This window comes from Paraburkholderia sp. RL17-337-BIB-A (genome assembly GCF_046025895.1).
GTDB lineage: Bacteria > Pseudomonadota > Gammaproteobacteria > Burkholderiales > Burkholderiaceae > Paraburkholderia > Paraburkholderia fungorum_C.
In genome coordinates this window covers 1,439,215-1,454,917 of sequence record NZ_JARESY010000003.1, presented here as the reverse complement: position 1 = coordinate 1,454,917, position 15,703 = coordinate 1,439,215, and the positions used below count along the sequence as shown (strand labels likewise).

The 15,703-nt window shown below is 59.8% G+C and carries 16 protein-coding genes and 2 pseudogenes; 13 read left to right on the top strand and 5 right to left on the bottom strand.

All coding sequences use genetic code 11. The features are described 5' to 3' along the window. Nucleotides 1–85: 85 nt before the first annotated feature. The gene (locus P0D84_RS45080) at nucleotides 86–1,270 is read right to left on the bottom strand and encodes an ATP-binding protein (RefSeq protein ID WP_408349641.1); all 1,185 of its coding nucleotides are present in this window, start codon (nucleotides 1,268–1,270) and stop codon (nucleotides 86–88) included. A gap of 513 nt (nucleotides 1,271–1,783) precedes the next feature. Here P0D84_RS45080 and P0D84_RS45075 point away from each other — a divergent pair. From P0D84_RS45075 to P0D84_RS45050, 6 genes and pseudogenes are all read left to right on the top strand, one after another. Further along, nucleotides 1,784–2,014: a hypothetical protein gene (locus P0D84_RS45075; RefSeq protein ID WP_408349638.1), complete on the top strand. Its 231-nt coding sequence runs from the start codon at nucleotides 1,784–1,786 to the stop codon at nucleotides 2,012–2,014. A 572-nt stretch (nucleotides 2,015–2,586) separates the two neighbouring features. After that, nucleotides 2,587–3,021, top strand: a complete 435-nt coding sequence (locus tag P0D84_RS45070) for a hypothetical protein (RefSeq protein WP_408349635.1) — start codon at nucleotides 2,587–2,589, stop codon at nucleotides 3,019–3,021. A gap of 702 nt (nucleotides 3,022–3,723) precedes the next feature. Further along, entirely contained in the window at nucleotides 3,724–4,455 is a 732-nt protein-coding gene (locus tag P0D84_RS45065) for a gluconate 2-dehydrogenase subunit 3 family protein (protein WP_408349632.1), read from the top strand. Then, a complete protein-coding gene (locus P0D84_RS45060) occupies nucleotides 4,455–6,233 on the top strand; it encodes a GMC family oxidoreductase (protein WP_408349630.1) in 1,779 nt (592 codons plus the stop codon). The genes P0D84_RS45065 and P0D84_RS45060 overlap by 1 nt, the downstream gene beginning before the upstream one ends. Beyond that, nucleotides 6,230–7,611, top strand: a pseudogene (locus P0D84_RS45055) (c-type cytochrome). The gene P0D84_RS45060 and the pseudogene P0D84_RS45055 overlap by 4 nt, the downstream one beginning before the upstream one ends. Nucleotides 7,612–7,715: 104 nt before the next feature. Next, nucleotides 7,716–8,627, top strand: a pseudogene (locus P0D84_RS45050) (porin); the annotation flags it as partial. Here P0D84_RS45050 and P0D84_RS45045 read toward each other — a convergent pair. After that, nucleotides 8,600–9,043 carry a GAF domain-containing protein gene (locus P0D84_RS45045; protein ID WP_408349878.1) on the bottom strand — a complete coding sequence of 148 codons (444 nt, stop codon included), beginning with the start codon at nucleotides 9,041–9,043 and terminating at the stop codon, nucleotides 8,600–8,602. The pseudogene P0D84_RS45050 and the gene P0D84_RS45045 sit on opposite strands and share 28 nt — an antisense overlap. 614 nt (nucleotides 9,044–9,657) lie before the next feature. Here P0D84_RS45045 and P0D84_RS45040 point away from each other — a divergent pair. The 5 genes from P0D84_RS45040 (at nucleotide 9,658) to P0D84_RS45020 (ending at nucleotide 11,550) form a co-directional block, all read left to right on the top strand. Beyond that, nucleotides 9,658–9,903: an AbrB/MazE/SpoVT family DNA-binding domain-containing protein gene (locus P0D84_RS45040; RefSeq protein ID WP_133661564.1), complete on the top strand. Its 246-nt coding sequence runs from the start codon at nucleotides 9,658–9,660 to the stop codon at nucleotides 9,901–9,903. Further along, complete coding sequence (locus P0D84_RS45035) at nucleotides 9,900–10,298, top strand: type II toxin-antitoxin system VapC family toxin (protein ID WP_408349626.1); 399 nt, start codon at nucleotides 9,900–9,902, stop codon at nucleotides 10,296–10,298. Before P0D84_RS45040 ends, P0D84_RS45035 begins: the two co-directional genes overlap by 4 nt. A 32-nt stretch (nucleotides 10,299–10,330) precedes the next feature. After that, nucleotides 10,331–10,684, top strand: coding sequence for a hypothetical protein (locus tag P0D84_RS45030; RefSeq protein WP_408349623.1), 354 nt, complete (start codon nucleotides 10,331–10,333; stop codon nucleotides 10,682–10,684). 13 nt (nucleotides 10,685–10,697) lie between these two features. Beyond that, nucleotides 10,698–10,895, top strand: a complete 198-nt coding sequence (locus P0D84_RS45025) for a hypothetical protein (RefSeq protein ID WP_408349620.1) — start codon at nucleotides 10,698–10,700, stop codon at nucleotides 10,893–10,895. Nucleotides 10,896–11,292: 397 nt separating this feature from the next. Next, nucleotides 11,293–11,550, top strand: a complete 258-nt coding sequence (locus P0D84_RS45020; protein ID WP_408349617.1) for a hypothetical protein — start codon at nucleotides 11,293–11,295, stop codon at nucleotides 11,548–11,550. 213 nt (nucleotides 11,551–11,763) lie between these two features. Here the strand turns inward: P0D84_RS45020 and P0D84_RS45015 are convergent, their stop codons facing one another. From P0D84_RS45015 to P0D84_RS45005, 3 genes are all read right to left on the bottom strand, one after another. Further along, nucleotides 11,764–12,453 (bottom strand): transposase, encoded by a 690-nt coding sequence (locus P0D84_RS45015; protein WP_408349614.1) that lies wholly within the window; start codon nucleotides 12,451–12,453, stop codon nucleotides 11,764–11,766. A gap of 59 nt (nucleotides 12,454–12,512) precedes the next feature. Beyond that, nucleotides 12,513–13,231, bottom strand: a protein-coding gene (locus tag P0D84_RS45010; protein ID WP_408349611.1) for an IS6 family transposase whose coding sequence is annotated in 2 segments (ribosomal slippage) — nucleotides 12,513–13,075 and nucleotides 13,075–13,231 — 720 coding nt in all. Because the reading frame shifts where the segments join, the coding sequence is not laid out codon by codon here. 282 nt (nucleotides 13,232–13,513) lie between these two features. Further along, entirely contained in the window at nucleotides 13,514–13,750 is a 237-nt protein-coding gene (locus tag P0D84_RS45005; protein ID WP_408349608.1) for a hypothetical protein, read from the bottom strand. Between the two features lie 917 nt (nucleotides 13,751–14,667). On the opposite strand from P0D84_RS45005, the gene P0D84_RS45000 reads away from it, so the two are divergent. Then, on the top strand, nucleotides 14,668–14,985 hold the full coding sequence (locus P0D84_RS45000; protein ID WP_408349605.1) for a hypothetical protein: 318 nt from the start codon (nucleotides 14,668–14,670) through the stop codon (nucleotides 14,983–14,985). A gap of 321 nt (nucleotides 14,986–15,306) precedes the next feature. Further along, on the top strand, nucleotides 15,307–15,516 hold the full coding sequence (locus tag P0D84_RS44995; RefSeq protein WP_408349602.1) for a hypothetical protein: 210 nt from the start codon (nucleotides 15,307–15,309) through the stop codon (nucleotides 15,514–15,516). The last annotated feature ends 187 nt before the right edge of the window (nucleotides 15,517–15,703 follow it).

Sequence of the window (15,703 nt, the reverse complement as noted above, 5' to 3'; positions counted from 1 at the left end):
GCCAGGTTGTATTCCGCCAGCGCGGCCAAAGTGAGTTCGACGTCTCTCGGGTCGTCCTCAACGAGCAAAATGCGTCCCAATTCGTTCATAGTATGCTCGCAATCCTATTGGTCGTCGCATCCCGTGCTTTAGGCAGGGAGAAATAGAAAGTGGCACCGCGGTCAAGCATTCCCTCGGCCCGGACCTTTCCGCCATGGCGCACGATAATGCGCTGAACAATAGCTAGTCCTATGCCCGTGCCTTCAAACTGTTCCGCAAGGTGCAGACGTTGAAATACGCCGAACAATTTATCTACATACTCCATGTCAAAGCCCGCGCCATTATCCTTTACGAACATTTCCAGTTCATTTTCATTCACGTCCACACAACCAATTTCTATTTTGGCACCTGCTCGCTTGCTCGTGAATTTGACCGCGTTCGATACAAGGTTGACGATAACCATCCTCAGCATGGACCGATCTCCGTAACAGACCGGAAGGGGCTTGATATCCCAGAATATGTCTCTGTCCCTCACGTCTTGCCCCACATCCGCGATGACTTCCTTAACGAGCAGCTCGAGGCTCACAAAGGTCATTTTGGTCTCAATTCGCCCGATCCTGGAAAAGGCCAGCAGATCATCGATCAGATCCCCCATTCTTTTTGCCGACTCGAGAATGGTTTGTATGTACCGACGACTCTTATCGTCAAGGGAAGAAAACGTGTGTTTTTGTAGCAGCTCTGAGAACCCCACTATGTGCCGAATTGGCGCCCGTAGATCGTGGGAGACGGAATAGGAAAAAGACTCTAATTCCTTGTTACTCGCCTCAAGCTCTGCTGCGCGCCTGGCGAGTGTTTGATTGAGCCCAAGGATTTCGTCCTCGCGTTGCCGGCTCACTTCAAGCTCAATTTGGAGGCGGTCCCGCGCGTCGAGAAGCTGGTCCTCGATTCGACGTCGAATAGCTACGAAAGAGGCAATAACTGCTGACCATACTGTGAAAAGAACAAGGTACGGCAGATCTTCCGAAGTGATTTCGAAGGTATAAAGTGGCGGGGTAAAGAAGTAGGTGTTGCTGGCTCCCGAGAGGAAAACCGCCAGCGCGGATGGTCCTATACCGGCATACCAGGTAACGAGAACGATGGCCAGGTCAAAAAGCGGCATTTCGGCATCGTGAAAGCCGTAATGTTGGCATGCTAGCGCCAGCCCAAGCGCGATTCCAACGCATACGACCGCAAAGCCGTAACGCAGTACCGGTGGGCGGATGGCTTGCAACTGTATGTGCCAGCGCGCCAAGCTTCGCCTCGCTGCTACCCATGTTGTTCACTATTATATTTCAGCTATGTTCCGGTTGCGGTGCTTGACGCGAGCCAGTCATAGTTGGGTAACCGGCCGAATTTCAATCTCGTTCAGCGGGGATCGGCTCTGACCGTGGCCTGCCGTCTGTGTGTGTGTCCTGTACGTGGCTGCCAACGGACATTCGCCACGACGCGGCGACGGGCGGCTTCGGGTCGACTACGCAGGCACGCCTCCACGCATCTGAATTCCACAGCCTACAGTCACGGATTGGTATCCCAGCCGGTTGCTGTGCGCAGAGTCGCACTGTAGGATTTCCCCACTCATTGGGAGGCGACGATGCAGTTCGACTTGCCGCGAATTAGTCGGTAAGCCATCCAGCGTTCCCCCGCATGGCGATCTTGCCGCTTCCGGCGTCACCCCTCGTAACGAGTGGGTGATGAGCGAGCACCAGCTAGATTCGCCCGAGAAGGTGTGACGAGCGGTGCTTCGAAAATCACGATGGAGATAGGCATGCTGCGACGCAACGAGCTATACAGGGAATGTAAACTGGACGTCGCAGTCGATGGTGACGCACTTACCGGGTTATATATCGCCGCGCAGACGATACAACTCGCGGCGATCGGCGGCGCACGCAACGTTCCGATGCCGATTGCTCGATTCCGTGACGCGTCGGCTGCATTCGCAGACGGGTTCAATCGGCTTCGCGCGGCGGTTGACGAACACGAAGGCAAGCCAGGGTAGCCTTGCACATTGGTTCACGGAACCCTGCGGGAAGGCACGCGCCACGCGGGAACGGTTGGCGACAACGTGCGGGCTACTCCAGTTGACGTGAAACGATTGGCTCATGTCGGGCCGGAAGCTGCCGCTCACGAGTCGTTTCCGAACGGATCGGGTGCCGCCCTTCGCGAGAGGCAGCAGGCGGCCAGACGCACACGTCTGGAGGGAATTGGCAGTGCGTCGCGTACTGATGCACAGTGCAATTGCGTGGAATGAACTGTGGGACGCGTTTCGCTCGGGCCGCAAACAGTCCCTTTTTTAGACTCAGCCTCGGCCATGAGTGGACGTCCAGATAGCCTAAAATTTACAGGAGACGCATCGGCTCGACGCTCGCGGGGTGATGCAGCGCGGCTTTAACGCGAGCCGGCATCGCAGTTCCGCGTGTCGTCAGACTTCACCACGATGGTAAACACACCAGGGACACCGTCCTGAGTCACGAACCAAGGGCCGAAATGTTCGCCGCTGGACGGGCGTCGCCGCATATCGATCGCTGGGACCCGTCCAACTCGGGCGTTTCAACCTATTGGAGTAGAACCATGGTCGCGGTCAAATACGACGATCTTTCTATGGCCTTCGACTTCATTGGCTCCGCATCGCCGATGGAGCACAACGCGTATGTCTCGCTCGATACGGGCGAAGTCCATTGGACATCTGATTCCAACGACGCATTCGACGAGGATATTCCTGACGACCTTGAAACTTCGGACCGCTACCTTACGATACCGCATAAGAACGATCTCGATCTCGATCTCGGAAGAAGTCTCGCCTTGCGCTTTGTCGCACAAGAGTTGCCTGCGCGTTACGACCAGGTCGAAGGATTTTTCCGACGGCAAGGCGCTTACTCCCGCTTCAAGGATCTGCTGCAGCGCGAAGGCGTTCTCGAAGCCTGGTATACGTTTGAAGCTGACTCTGTCGACAGCGCGCTGAGGCAATGGTGTGCCGAAAACGGCATCGAGATTCTTGGGACGTGACTGGCCGTTTAGTCAGGCGACAAAATGTCCGGCCGCGCGGGTTACTTAGGGAGTCCAGGCGTCGCCGTGACAAAGAATCACCCAGCGTATCCGCTCCGAGTCGGATCAAAACTCGCAAGTCGTCGGCAATCGGCCAACAAGCGACCTTCGGAGGCAACGAAGTTTGGTCACTCAGGCGACTGTTGTACCCTGGAAGCGGCCATTTGCAACGCGGGGATGCAGGTCGCTTCATCGGCCGTTGCAGCCATTGGCCCATCAACAATTGAACGTCCGCTGACACGAGGCGTCCAGTGACGATCGTCGACCACTGTTCGCTCCTTGCGGGCAACGCCGAAACAGGCTTCAAGTAGCTTCGACCCGCTGATCGGAGGAGATTCGATCGGCGCCCGCGTTGAGCTCATACCATCGCGGCGCGCAACAGGACCGCCGAACACGGCGCGAACTACAGCTTCATGTAATAGCGCTCCTTCATGCTGCTCACTACCATGAAGGCAACGTAGGTCTTGAAGTGCGCCTCAGTTCCGTGAGCGTTCAATGCTCCGGCCCGTTGGTACGTCGTTACCTGGGCATCGCGCGCCTTCCGACACGGCGGGACTGACTCGTACCGTGCGCGAGTGTAGGTGCGTCCAATATCATCGCCAAAGACGGTCCAATAACTGTCCGAGAGCGCATTTGCAACCCCGACCTGCTGACTCGAACAACATGCCTCCATTGCCCCTTACCTCGCGCCGAGGCTTCTTTCGCTCTGCCGTAGCGCTGGTTCCAGCAGGAACGCTTGCCGGGTGCGATCTAAAGTCGCCCGACACGTCGGCGCCAGATTCGAACCCGGCAGCATCCGGACCGCAAGCGCCTGGCGCCGACTACCAGCCGCATTTCTTCGACGCGAAGGAATGGGCGTTCGTCCACGCGGCGGTCGACCGCCTGATTCCATCGGACAGCGAAGGCCCGGGCGCTGTCGAAGCCGGCGTGCCCGAATTCATCGACCGGCAAATGGACACGCCCTACGCGCATGGGACGCTCTGGTACATGCAGGGCCCATTCCAACAAGGTGTGCCGGAGCTCGGCTATCAGTTGAAGCTCGTACCGCGCGACCTGTACCGGCTGGGCATTGCAGCGGTCAACGGCTATTGCATAAAGACCTGGTCCCATTCGTTCGACGCCCTCGACGCGCCCACGCGCGACACCGTGCTCGCCGCGCTCGAGACCGGCAAGATCGGTCTCGCGGACGTGCCGGCTACCGTGTTCTTCGGCCAGTTGCTGCAAAACACCCGCGAAGGCTACTTCTGCGACCCGATCCACGGCGGCAATCGCGACATGGGCGGCTGGAAGATGATCGGCTTCCCCGGCGCACGCGCCGATTTCATGGACTTCGTCAATCAGAACGGTCAGGCGTACCCGTATGGCCCCGTGTCGATCCAGGGAAAGCGCACCTGATGACTACCCAGACCAAACTGCACGCCGACGCGGTGATCATCGGCTTCGGCTGGACCGGTGCGATCCTCGCGAAGGAACTCACCGAGGCCGGACTGAAAGTGGTCGCGCTCGAACGCGGCGAGTATCGTGACACCTATCCGGACGGCGCGTACCCGAACACGATCGACGAGCCGACCTACAACGTCCGCAAAAAGCGGTTCCTCGATCTCTCGAAGACCACCGTATCGATCCGCCATACGCCGAACGACACAGCCCTGCCGTATCGCCAGCTGGCTGCGTTCCTGCCGGGCGAAGGCGTCGGCGGCGCCGGGCTGCACTGGTCGGGCGTGCATTTCCGCATTACGCCGGAAGAGCTGCGCCTGAAGAGCCATTACGAAGAACGCTACGGCAAGCGCTTCATTCCCGAAGGCATGACGATCCAGGACTATGGCGTCAGCTACGACGAGCTCGAACCGCATTTCGACTTCGCCGAGAAAGTATTCGGCACCTCGGGGCAGGCTTATATGGTCAACGGCAAGGTGGTCGGGGACGGCAATGTGTTCGAAGCGCCGCGCAGCGACAACTTCCCGCTCGCCGCGCAATTGAACACGTACTCGGCCGAGCGCTTCGGCAAGGCCGCGCGCGAACTCGGACTGAACCCTTACCGTTTGCCTTCGGCGAATACGTCGGGTCCGTACACGAATCCGTACGGCGTGCAGATGGGACCGTGCAACTTCTGCGGATTCTGCAGCGGTTACGCGTGCTACATGTATTCGAAGGCCTCGCCGAATCTGAACATTCTGCCCGCACTCAAGCTGTCGCCGAACTTCGAACTGCGTTCGCGCTGCCACGTGCTGCGCGTCGAACTGGACGATACGAAAAAGCGCGCCACGGGCGTGACCTACGTCGACCCGGCCGGCAACGAAGTGTTCCAGCCCGCCGACCTCGTGATCGTCGCGGCGTTCCAGTATCACAACGTGCATCTGCTTCTGCTGTCGGGCATCGGCAAGCCGTACGATCCGGTCACGGGCGAAGGCGTGGTCGGCCGCAATTTCGCGTATCAGAACCTGTCGACCATTACCGCGTTCTTCGACAAGGACACCTTCACCAATCCGTTCATCGGCGCGGGCGGCAATGGCGTCGCGGTGGACGACTTCAATGCCGACAACTTCGATCACGGTCCGCTCGGCTTTGTCGGCGGCTCGCCGTCGTGGGTGAATCAGGCCGGCACCAAACCGGTCAGCGGCATCGCCACGCCGGCCGGCACACCGAACTGGGGCGCCGACTGGAAGAAGGCGGTGAAGGACCACTACGCGCACACGATTTCAATGGATGCGCACGGCTCCAACATGTCGTACCGCGACGTGTTCCTCGACCTCGATCCGACCTATCGCGATTCGTATGGGCAGCCGCTGTTGCGCATGACCTTCGACTGGAAGGACAACGACATCAAGATGGCGCGTTACGTGACCGGACAGATGCACAAGATCGCGCAGCAGATGGGGCCGAAGGCCATCAACGTCTATACGCGTGAATTCGGCGCGCACTTCGACTCGCGACGCTATCAGACCACTCACCTCGTGGGCGGCGCGATCATGGGCACCGATCCGAAGACGAGCGTGCTGAACCGCTATCTGCAAAGCTGGGACGTGCACAACGTGTTCGTGATGGGCTCGTCGGCATTTCCGCAAGGTATCGGCTACAACCCAACCGGTCTCGTCGCGGCGCTGGCCTATTGGTCGGCGCGCGCGATCCGCTCGCAGTATCTGAAGAACCCCGGGCCGCTGGTGGGCGTATGAGCGTTAAGAAAAAGATCGATATCAAGCGCCTGGGTCAGGCATTCAGGCGAGTCAGCGCGACGTCGGTCTGCGCTGCTGTTACGTCCGTGACGTTGTCCACGCCGTTCGCCGCGCATGCGGCGACGCCCCCCACGCAAAACGACGCGGCCCTGATCGCACACGGCGAATATCTCGCCCGAGCCGGTGACTGTATTGCATGTCACACCGCGCAATCGGGCAAACCCTTCGCGGGCGGCCTGAAGTTCGACACGCCGATCGGCGCGATCTACTCGACCAACATCACGCCGGATCGGAACACCGGCATCGGCGCGTGGACCTTCGCGCAGTTCGAGCGTGCGGTGCGTGCCGGCGTGCGGCCGAACGGCGACACGTTGTATCCGGCGATGCCGTACCCGTCGTATGCGCGCTTGAGTGAGGACGACTTGCACGCGCTCTATGCGTATTTCACACACGGCGTCGTGCCGGTGAACCAGCCGAACCGTCCAGTCGACATCGTCTGGCCACTGTCGATGCGCTGGCCGCTCGGCATCTGGCGTTACATGTTCGCGCCTGATCCCGTGGCGTTCGACGCGAAGCATTACACCGACCCGGTAATCGCACGCGGCGCGTATCTCGTGCAAGGCCTCGGCCATTGCGGCGCCTGCCATACACCGCGTGCGCCGACGATGCAGGACGCGCGCTGAGCGACCAGGACGGCACCGCGTTCCTCGCGGGCGGTGCGACGATCGACGGCTGGATTCCATTGAGCCTGCGCGGCGATCCGCGCACCGGCATCGGCATGTGGAGTGAGGCCGACATCGTGCAATTCCTGAAGACCGGCCGCACGCAGCACAGCGCGGCCTTCGGCGGCATGACGGACGTCGTGCAGCACAGCATGCAGCACATGAGCGACGCCGACCTGAGCGCGATCGCGCGTTACCTGAAGACGCTGCCGTCGACCGATCCGAAGGAAACGCCCTACGTGTACGACGATACGGCGGCTCACGCGTTGCGGACCGGCGACGCCAGCGCGCCCGGCGCCGCGGTCTACCGCGACAACTGCACGGCCTGCCACCGCAGCGACGGCCGTGGCTACACCCGCGTGTTCCCAGCGCTGGGCGGCAATCCGGTCGTGCAGGGCACAGATGCCACGTCGCTGATTCACGTGCTGCTCTCCGGCAACACGCTTGCAGGCACGAAAACCGCGCCTTCCTCGTTCACGATGCCGGCCTTCGGCTGGCGCCTGTCCGATCAGGAAGTCGCCGACGTGTCCAACTTCGTGCGCAATAGCTGGGGCAACACCGGTTCGACAGTCAGCGCTTCGGATGTCGCGAAGATCCGCAAGACCGTCGCGGTGCACGCGCCAGAGATGCCACGGGGCGCCTCGCTAGGCCACTGAGGAAGCGCCGCCTGCTCTCGTTGCGAAGCGGGCGGCGCGCGTGAAAAACAGAGATCGCCATTCAGCCGGTCTGACATAGGTGTCCCATACGAACTGCGACTACGATGAAAAAACAATGGATCACCGCCCCAGTGTTATTGTCATTCGCCGGCATCGCGTACCGCAGCAACGAGCGCACCGGTTCGCCGGGTGCCTCCACCGGACACTCGAACGTCGCCTTGGCAAGTGGCAACCTTTCCGGCAGCCGCTGGGGTATCAAGGGCAAGGAGCAACTTGGCGCAGACTGGCTCGCGCTGTTTCTACTCGAAGACGGTTTCGACGTCTCGACCGGCAAGATCCAGCAGAACGGCGGGCTGTTCGGCCGCCAAGCGTTCGTCGACATTGGCAGCACGCAGTCCGGCACGCTCACTCTTGGCCGCCAGTACACGTCGCTGAACGACTTCGTGGGGCCGGTCGCGCCGGTGAACTATATCGGCGCCTTCGGCGCGCATCCGGGCGACATCGACGACCTGGATCAGACCGCCCGCGTGAACAACTCGATCAAGTACACGAGTGTGACCTATGCGGGCTTCACGTTCGGCGCGTTGTATGGCTTCGGCGGCCAGCCCGGCAGCCTGAAGCGGCAGAACACCTGGAGCGTCGGCGCGGCATACGGCAACGGTCCGCTGCATGCCGGCGTGGGTTTTGAGCGCTCGGACAACAGCAAGAGCGGCGCGAAGGATGTGACGCTCGGCAAATGGAGCAGCACGGACGACGGCCTGTTCAATTCGTCGATCAACGAGGGCTACGCGAGCGCACAATCGCAGCAGATCATCGCCGCAGGCGCGACGTACGACTTCGACCCGGTGGTGGTCGGCGTGAACTACGGCAACGTGCAATACCGCTCGGGTGCCGATTCGCTGTTCACTGGCCACGCGACCTTCAACATTGCTGGTGTGTTCACGCAATGGACCGTGCGGCAGGCCTTGAAACTGTTCGCGGGCTACAGCTACACGCGCGGCGGCGAAGTGGACGGCAGCAGCGCAACCAACGCACCCTGCTTCATCAACGGCAGGCAGAGTACCGACCGGGCGCCCTGCGCACTGATGTACTGATCGGTGGAATGCGGACTCGGGACTGAAGTATCGTCGAGAATCACGATCTTCCGGGTGCGCGCGGCATAACGTACCACCGACTCGGGAAGCTCGTCCGCGGAAACTGGTGTGTCGCGCAGGCTGACCGAAACGGAGCTGTCGCACGTCTTCGCTTCCGCCTGGATCAGGAATTCGCTGCCACGCCGCACGATCAGCAGACCACGGTCCGCGCCGGCATGCTCGATGGCCGTGCGCAACAACGATTCAACGAGCTTTTCCGGCACGATCTCACCTGACACCGCCTGCGACACCTTGATCACCGTAGCCAGATCCAGATGTTCGACCGGCGCGTCGATCATGCCTGCGGAGCCCGGGGCACGATCGTCCTGCCTTAACGCGGGATGGAGCTGATCGAGTTGTCGTACCTTCCCCAAGGCTCCCCACTGCAGATAGGCACGCCGTGCGTTTCCCAGGTAGAGGTGCGCAAACTCGTCAAGGCCGCGCGCCGCATAGCAGCGGGCAGCCAACTCGTACGACAGCGCCTCGTTTTGGATAAAGCCATTCGAACGCGCACAGCGAATGGCTCGCTCGTACAGATCCATTGCTTCGGCGAGGCGCCCCTCGATGCGCGCGATCTCCGCGCCGACCAGTACCGCGCGATCCTCGAAGTTCTGCAGGCAGTTTTCCGCCCATGCCCGGAGTTGCCGTTCGTGTGCCGACAGCGCCTTCCGATGCTTCGCATACGGATGGGGACCCTGGGGCTCGCAGCAGGCGGCGAGGGAGAGGGCGGCATAGAAATGGTATTCCACCCTCTCCACCAGCATGACTGAAAGCGACGTGTCCGTTGAATAGTATCTTTTCCGCCTTTTCCGCGGCATCGATTTGAGAGTGGCGATTCGTGTGGCGGCTGTCCATTTCGCACTTGCATTTTGACACTCCTTACCTTAAAGTAAGGAGTAATAGGAGGATCACCATGACAGCAGCAACCATCACATCTAAAGGCCAAGTCACGATCCCGGTGGACGTGCGCAACCAGCTTGGCCTGGAATCCGGGGACCGGATCGAATTCAGTTTCAACGAAGAAACGGGCCGGTACGAGGTCTATCCGGCCACTCGCTCGCTCGCGTCGCTCAAGGGCATCGTGAAGAAGCCTGCCAAACCGGTTTCGATTGAGGACATGAACCGCGCCATCGCCGAGCAGGGGGCATCGGCGCGATGATCGGACTGGATACAAACGTGTTGGTCCGCTACTTCGCGCAGGATGACGCAGCGCAGTCGAAGAAGGCGACGGCGCTCATGGAGTCCTTTTCAGCCGATCGGCCGGGCTATGTTTCGCAGGTCGCGTTAGTCGAGGTCGTGTGGGTACTCGGGCGCAGCTACGGCGTCGAGCGAGACCAGATGAAGGACATCATCGAATCCATGCTTGGCACGAAGGAACTGGTCATCGATGGTGCGGACACGGTGCGAAAGGCACTTCGCGTTTTCGCGGCGTCAGACAAGGCGGATTTCGCAGACTGCCTGATCGAGCGGTCGGGGCACGTCGCGCAGTGCGAATACACCGCGACGTTCGATGTGACCGCCTCTAAGGTCGTCGGGATGGTGTTGATCAAGTAACGACGGCGAGAGCCGATGACACGGAAAAGAGTGTGGCTTTTATTTTCGACGCTGAGCCCTTCGGCGGGACGGCAGATGGTGAATGGAACGACGACTGGCGCGCGTTCATCGGCGGTCTCCGCGCGCGTCATCCAGAACTGGCAGCGTGGGACAATCTCGCCGTAGGGTCGGCTTGGGGCGACTACTCGCAAGACATTCTTGCGGTCGGCTGGTGCGACTGGATTCGAGAGCGTGACGAGGCCTTCCTCGCATACATCTATGTTCGTTTGCTGCGCCCTTCGTTTGACTTTGGCGGTACAGGCTTGTTCTTCGATGACGTCGAAGAGCTTGCAAGCACGCGACCGTGGCTGACCGACGACGGCTTGGCACAGTGGCCGCTTAACTAGATCGGAAAAGCGTATGCATAGACCGAACGAAGCGTTGGAATTGCTCGGTATCAAGCGGGCGCAGCAACCGCATCAGCGACACGTATTGTTGATGGCGATCCAGTCGTTTGCGATGGCGGTTGCTGACGAAGAACGTCAGCAGGCCTGCGAAGCGAAGATGACGCAGATTCGCGCCGCAATCGCTGCGACCCCTGGCACGTGGGAAAACTGAAACGAATATGCGTCTGCGGAAAATTGAGTACGCGTCTTTGGTTGTGGCTGTGCTGTCTGTCGTGAGATTCGGCAACTGGTTTCAGAACGAGATGGACCGCGTAGCAAGAGCGCGCAGCTTGCGCAGCAACTGTCCGGGAACAATCACCGCCGATCTGTTACGCGTTGGCAGCAGGACAATTCAATGCGGCGTCGTCAGCCGCGAAGCGGGAAGTCACCAGGAAATGCCATGGGACAAGCTAGGCAAAGAGGGACGCGGGATCAGCGCATCGCCAACGCGGCGCTAAGGTTCCCGGGCAACCACAGGTGAGGGCTAACGCTATATTCGGCCTATCAAACCCGCAGCCAAGATCTAAACGGAAAGGGCTTTGCGCGTCGTCCTACGATCGGAGGTGGGCATGAAGCGGTTCGCGGAGTACGACGGCTGGAAGATCGAAGCATCGCCGATCATCCTTTCGAAGCAGCGGCTATTTCAGTCGGCGGTAGTGATCGAACGCGACGGCGAGCGCTTCGTGTTCTCTGACCTGGGTAACCGGGTCTATCGATGGCAAGCATACGAGCGCGGCATTGAATGGGCGAAGCGCTGGATTGACACAAACTACCGACTCGGCGCACACAAGCCTCCGCGCGCAAATCGCGTGGCGCCGACGAAATGACTGTGAGCAAGATTTAAGACGGACAACTGGTTGCGGGTTTCGATCAGACTCGGCGCAGCGCGGTTGGACGAGCACTTGGGATGGGAAGAAATGGCTGCGGCGACGCGTGCGATGTGATGATGTGCGCCGTTGCGCGAAGGTTTCGGCATAGCGTGGACGAACGGGATCACGGCGCGATGCGCCGACGATGAAACGAAGGTCTCGGTGGCAAGATCAGCTTCGGCAGTAGTGCCGAAGATTGATCATCGTGTAGGCGAGGGTTTTGAGCGCGTAGTGCAACCGACTCAGTCGCTCGAAGCGCATCAGCAGGCGACGGAACTTGTCTTCCCAGGCGAACACCCGCTCGATGGTCCTGAACCGCTCTTTGAAAATAGCGGGATTGAACCGCGCCTTACGGCCTCGTTTCGGCGTCTTACGTCCGCGTGAATTGGGGCTGATGTTGGGGATCATACCGCGATTGAAAATGGCTTTGCGGTTGCGCCGGCAATCGTAAACGCCATCCAGACTCACGACGCTTCCCCGCAGATCGAGCCCCACGGCCCGGGCGATGCGCGTGAGTTGCGGCAGCGCTTCGCGCAACAGCGGCGATTCATTGCGATTGCCCGGGGCCGACACGAACGGCGCGATCACGTTGCAATTGCGGTCGCACAGGGCAACGACCTTGCAGCCCTTGACCTTCTTGTGCCCGCTGAAACCGAGGTTGTCGCCGCCCTTCTTGGCCGCGCTCGTGGTGCCATCGCCGTGAATAACGCTCGTGTCCAGACGATTGTCCTGATGAAGTTTGAACACCGAGCCCTCGAAAAGGGCATCAAAACAGCCATCTGCTCGCCAGCGCCGGAAGGCGCGATAGATGCGAGTGTAATGAATTTCAGGGTGCCCATGCCGATCCTTGTCGATGGGCAATTCCGGCTCTGGTGCAAATGGCTTGTCTGGCAGAGATTCTTCCTATAGATATGGATACCTTATCGATTGAACAGGACGGCATTCCAGACAGCGGGCGCAGCGGTATCTTTGAGCCCGACCATGGAGAAGTTGAACTGACCCTTGCGAATGCGATGCATCAATTCGATGCCTGAAATCGTGGCCGCGGCATTCCTGAACCGTTTGAAGCCGAGCATCACATTCGTTCTGGACTTGATGTTTCGATGGTCCTGCTCGATCAGATTGTTCAGGTACTTCGAGGACCGGATCTTCGTGTCCTCAGGCAGCAGGCCATCGGCCTTCATCTCACGCACCGCCCGGTGTGAGGCGGCATACCCATCGAGCGTGATCGTCTCCGGAGGCTGTCCCTGATGTTTGATTGCCTTGCTGAAAAAGGCTTTGGCCGCGGCCACGTCGCGCTTCGCCCTGAGCATGAAGTCCACCGTCTGGCCGGCTCGATCTACCGCACGGTACAGATAAACCCATTTGCCACGAATCTTCAGGTAGGTTTCGTCAACACGCCATGACCGCCCTGTGGGTACGCCAAAACGATTCCAGCGCTTGACGAACTCCGGCGTAAAGCGCTTCACCCAACGCATAATCTGGTGTGCACCAGCGACAAACCGCGCTCGGCCATCATCTCGACCAGATCGCGCAGGCTGAGCTTGTAGCGAAGGTACCAGCGCACGCAGAGAATGATGATCTCCCGATCAAAATGTCGCCCATCAAACAACGCCTCCAGGCCTTTCCGCTTGTTCATCACCGACCACCAGATTGTTGGGCTGAATACTTTAACCGATTCGCCCAGCCTATTTGCACCAGAACCGTTGAGACGAGGCGACACATCGCAAGTTCGGATTTAAGTTGTAACGCCCGTCGCGACGCGACGGGTGTCATGTACCTGCGAGCACCCGCGAGGAAGCTGGGGAGCAGGAGGATTCCATCCCAAATCGATTCTCCAGTTCATACACGGCAGACAGTGTGATGAATGCGGAGCGTGCCGGGCCCTCATTGCGAGGTTCAACGTACCGGGAGTTTTGGTCTATTCCTCGGGGCCAAGGATTACATCGATAGCGGCCTGGCCGGCGATCTCTGCGACGAAATAAGCCCAGCGCCGGGAAAACGGGCCGCCCCGGATCTTGATGCGCTCGCCGAGCGCTGCCACGCCGGGAAGCTTGATGGGTCCTTCGATACGAAACCGTACGCCGAACATGTCCTCTGACGTGGACAGCAAATCAACATGAATTTCGAATCCGCGATATTCGACTGTTCGTTGCATGAAGACCTCCGGTTCCGGCACGGCCGCAAGACGGCCCAATCAACGGTCGGCCTATTTCTCTTCTGCGATCGCCTTCAGGCGTGCGCTACCCGCATCTTTTGCCACGGCCGCTGTCGCGAAATTCCCCTCGGAACAATCGATTTCCTGAGTTCGCCGGAGGTAAAGTCCAGGAGGATAACCACCCAAACATAGCCGGCCGCTTGCCCGGCAGTTTGAACCGCCGCCTGCAGTTTACCGGTGCGCTCGGGTCCCATCATGACCTCCCGGCAGAGATGCGTTTGGAGAGACTGGCAGGCAAGAGTGTCCGCTCCTTTTCAGCGGCGCCGTGATGCCGGTCATTCTCGAGGCCTGCGAGACGATTGCGCTTCCAAAAGGGCGAATCATAAGCAGTGCCTCAATGCGTCATAGCTGCAGCTGAGGTTCGAAAGTTGAGCGCCATGTTCTCATTCAGGCCCGATTCGGGAGCAGCCGGGGACAAGCAGCGTACAGGTTTTGTGCGCACGCTCAATGTCAAATCGACCGGACTGTTTTGTCATAGCTCCTGCCATCCTTTATAACCCGTCGCAATTTGCATCGGTTTCGTGCGCGACCGTGAGGGGCCAAGGCCGCCTGCAGGTGCCGCGAAGGATGCAAAGCCACGTTCGGAGTACGTCCCCTTTGAGTACGCCGTTATGCTCAACCATGTGATCACGTGACGTTGTCGCGCCCCGGGTATCGTTTGCGTGACGTCGCCAGCCAGGCCGCTATCAGCAGAGACTGCGCAAAGGGCCCAGGCACGTATCTGTGCCGATGGTAGCGTCCGCTCGCTGGACGGGTTGATGCGAATGGACGGATCAGTCGATGCGCAGACCGATAGTTGAGGCTCTTTGACCACAACAGGGCTACACTCAAAACGAGATGAATACCGGAGCAGCACCATGGCCGACGCTACGCCCCAAACCACCTTTCGTGGTCTTCCCTTGACTCCGGAGCAAGACGCAGAAGTCAGGCACTACATAAAGAGGAAAAAGCAGCATGGCGCGCCGTGGGACACACCGGAATTGGGAGCCATGCTTCGAGACATGCTGGAACCCCCTGGCAACGACGACGGAGGACTCGGCGCCACCGTCGACGAAACGAACGCGGCCACAGAACGCGCAACAGCTTCCATCGACGAGACCATGGAACCCATTGAGGCCTGCGAAGAGCGGAATGCCGCGATGGAAACCGAGGGTATGAGGGGACCCAGGCGTTGAATTCCGGATGGCGCGTGATCCTGGTGCCACAGCGTTCGGAACGTGGCATGAGCCTGCCAGGGACGCACCTCACACCATGAAGGCGAGTCGGTGGTCCATGAACCTTGATCGCCCGGTCTTTTTCGTGGGCGGATCGAATGGCGTGAGGGATGAATCGGCGGCTGCGCGTTGGCGTTGTCTTCGGATTACTGATCGACGATCCAGCCGCGGAAGCGCCACCTCGCTTTCACCGAGGAGCACGCACGTGGAGGCGGGAGTTCGTCCAGGTGGCAAACACCCGGCCGCGCCAGATGCTGACGCGACACACTTGATGGAGGACATATGAGCATCACCCGGAGATTCCTTTCGGAAGACAACGAAGCGCAGTCTATTGATGTACCCTTTTTCCTGCCGCGCGCAGAGCCGATCTCAAGGTCGGAGCCAAAGCTAGCAGGGGATCCGTACCTGTCACCGCGTGAAGCTGCTCGCGATGAGGACGAAAAGACAATCAAACACACGATGCCGGATGATCCGCACGGGGACTTTGCCTGATCGCTACAACTGCTCGGTCAGGTGGAAAGCCAGATGACTTTCGTCTAACGAACTGCGATCGTGGACCCACACGGGTCGCGTTGTGCCACGCCTTCCACGGAACTGTGCGGAAGCACAAAGAGGCGCGTCGCATGCCGCACCCTAGATGCTTGCGCACACGTTGTCCCCGTGGCGTCATCTGGATGAG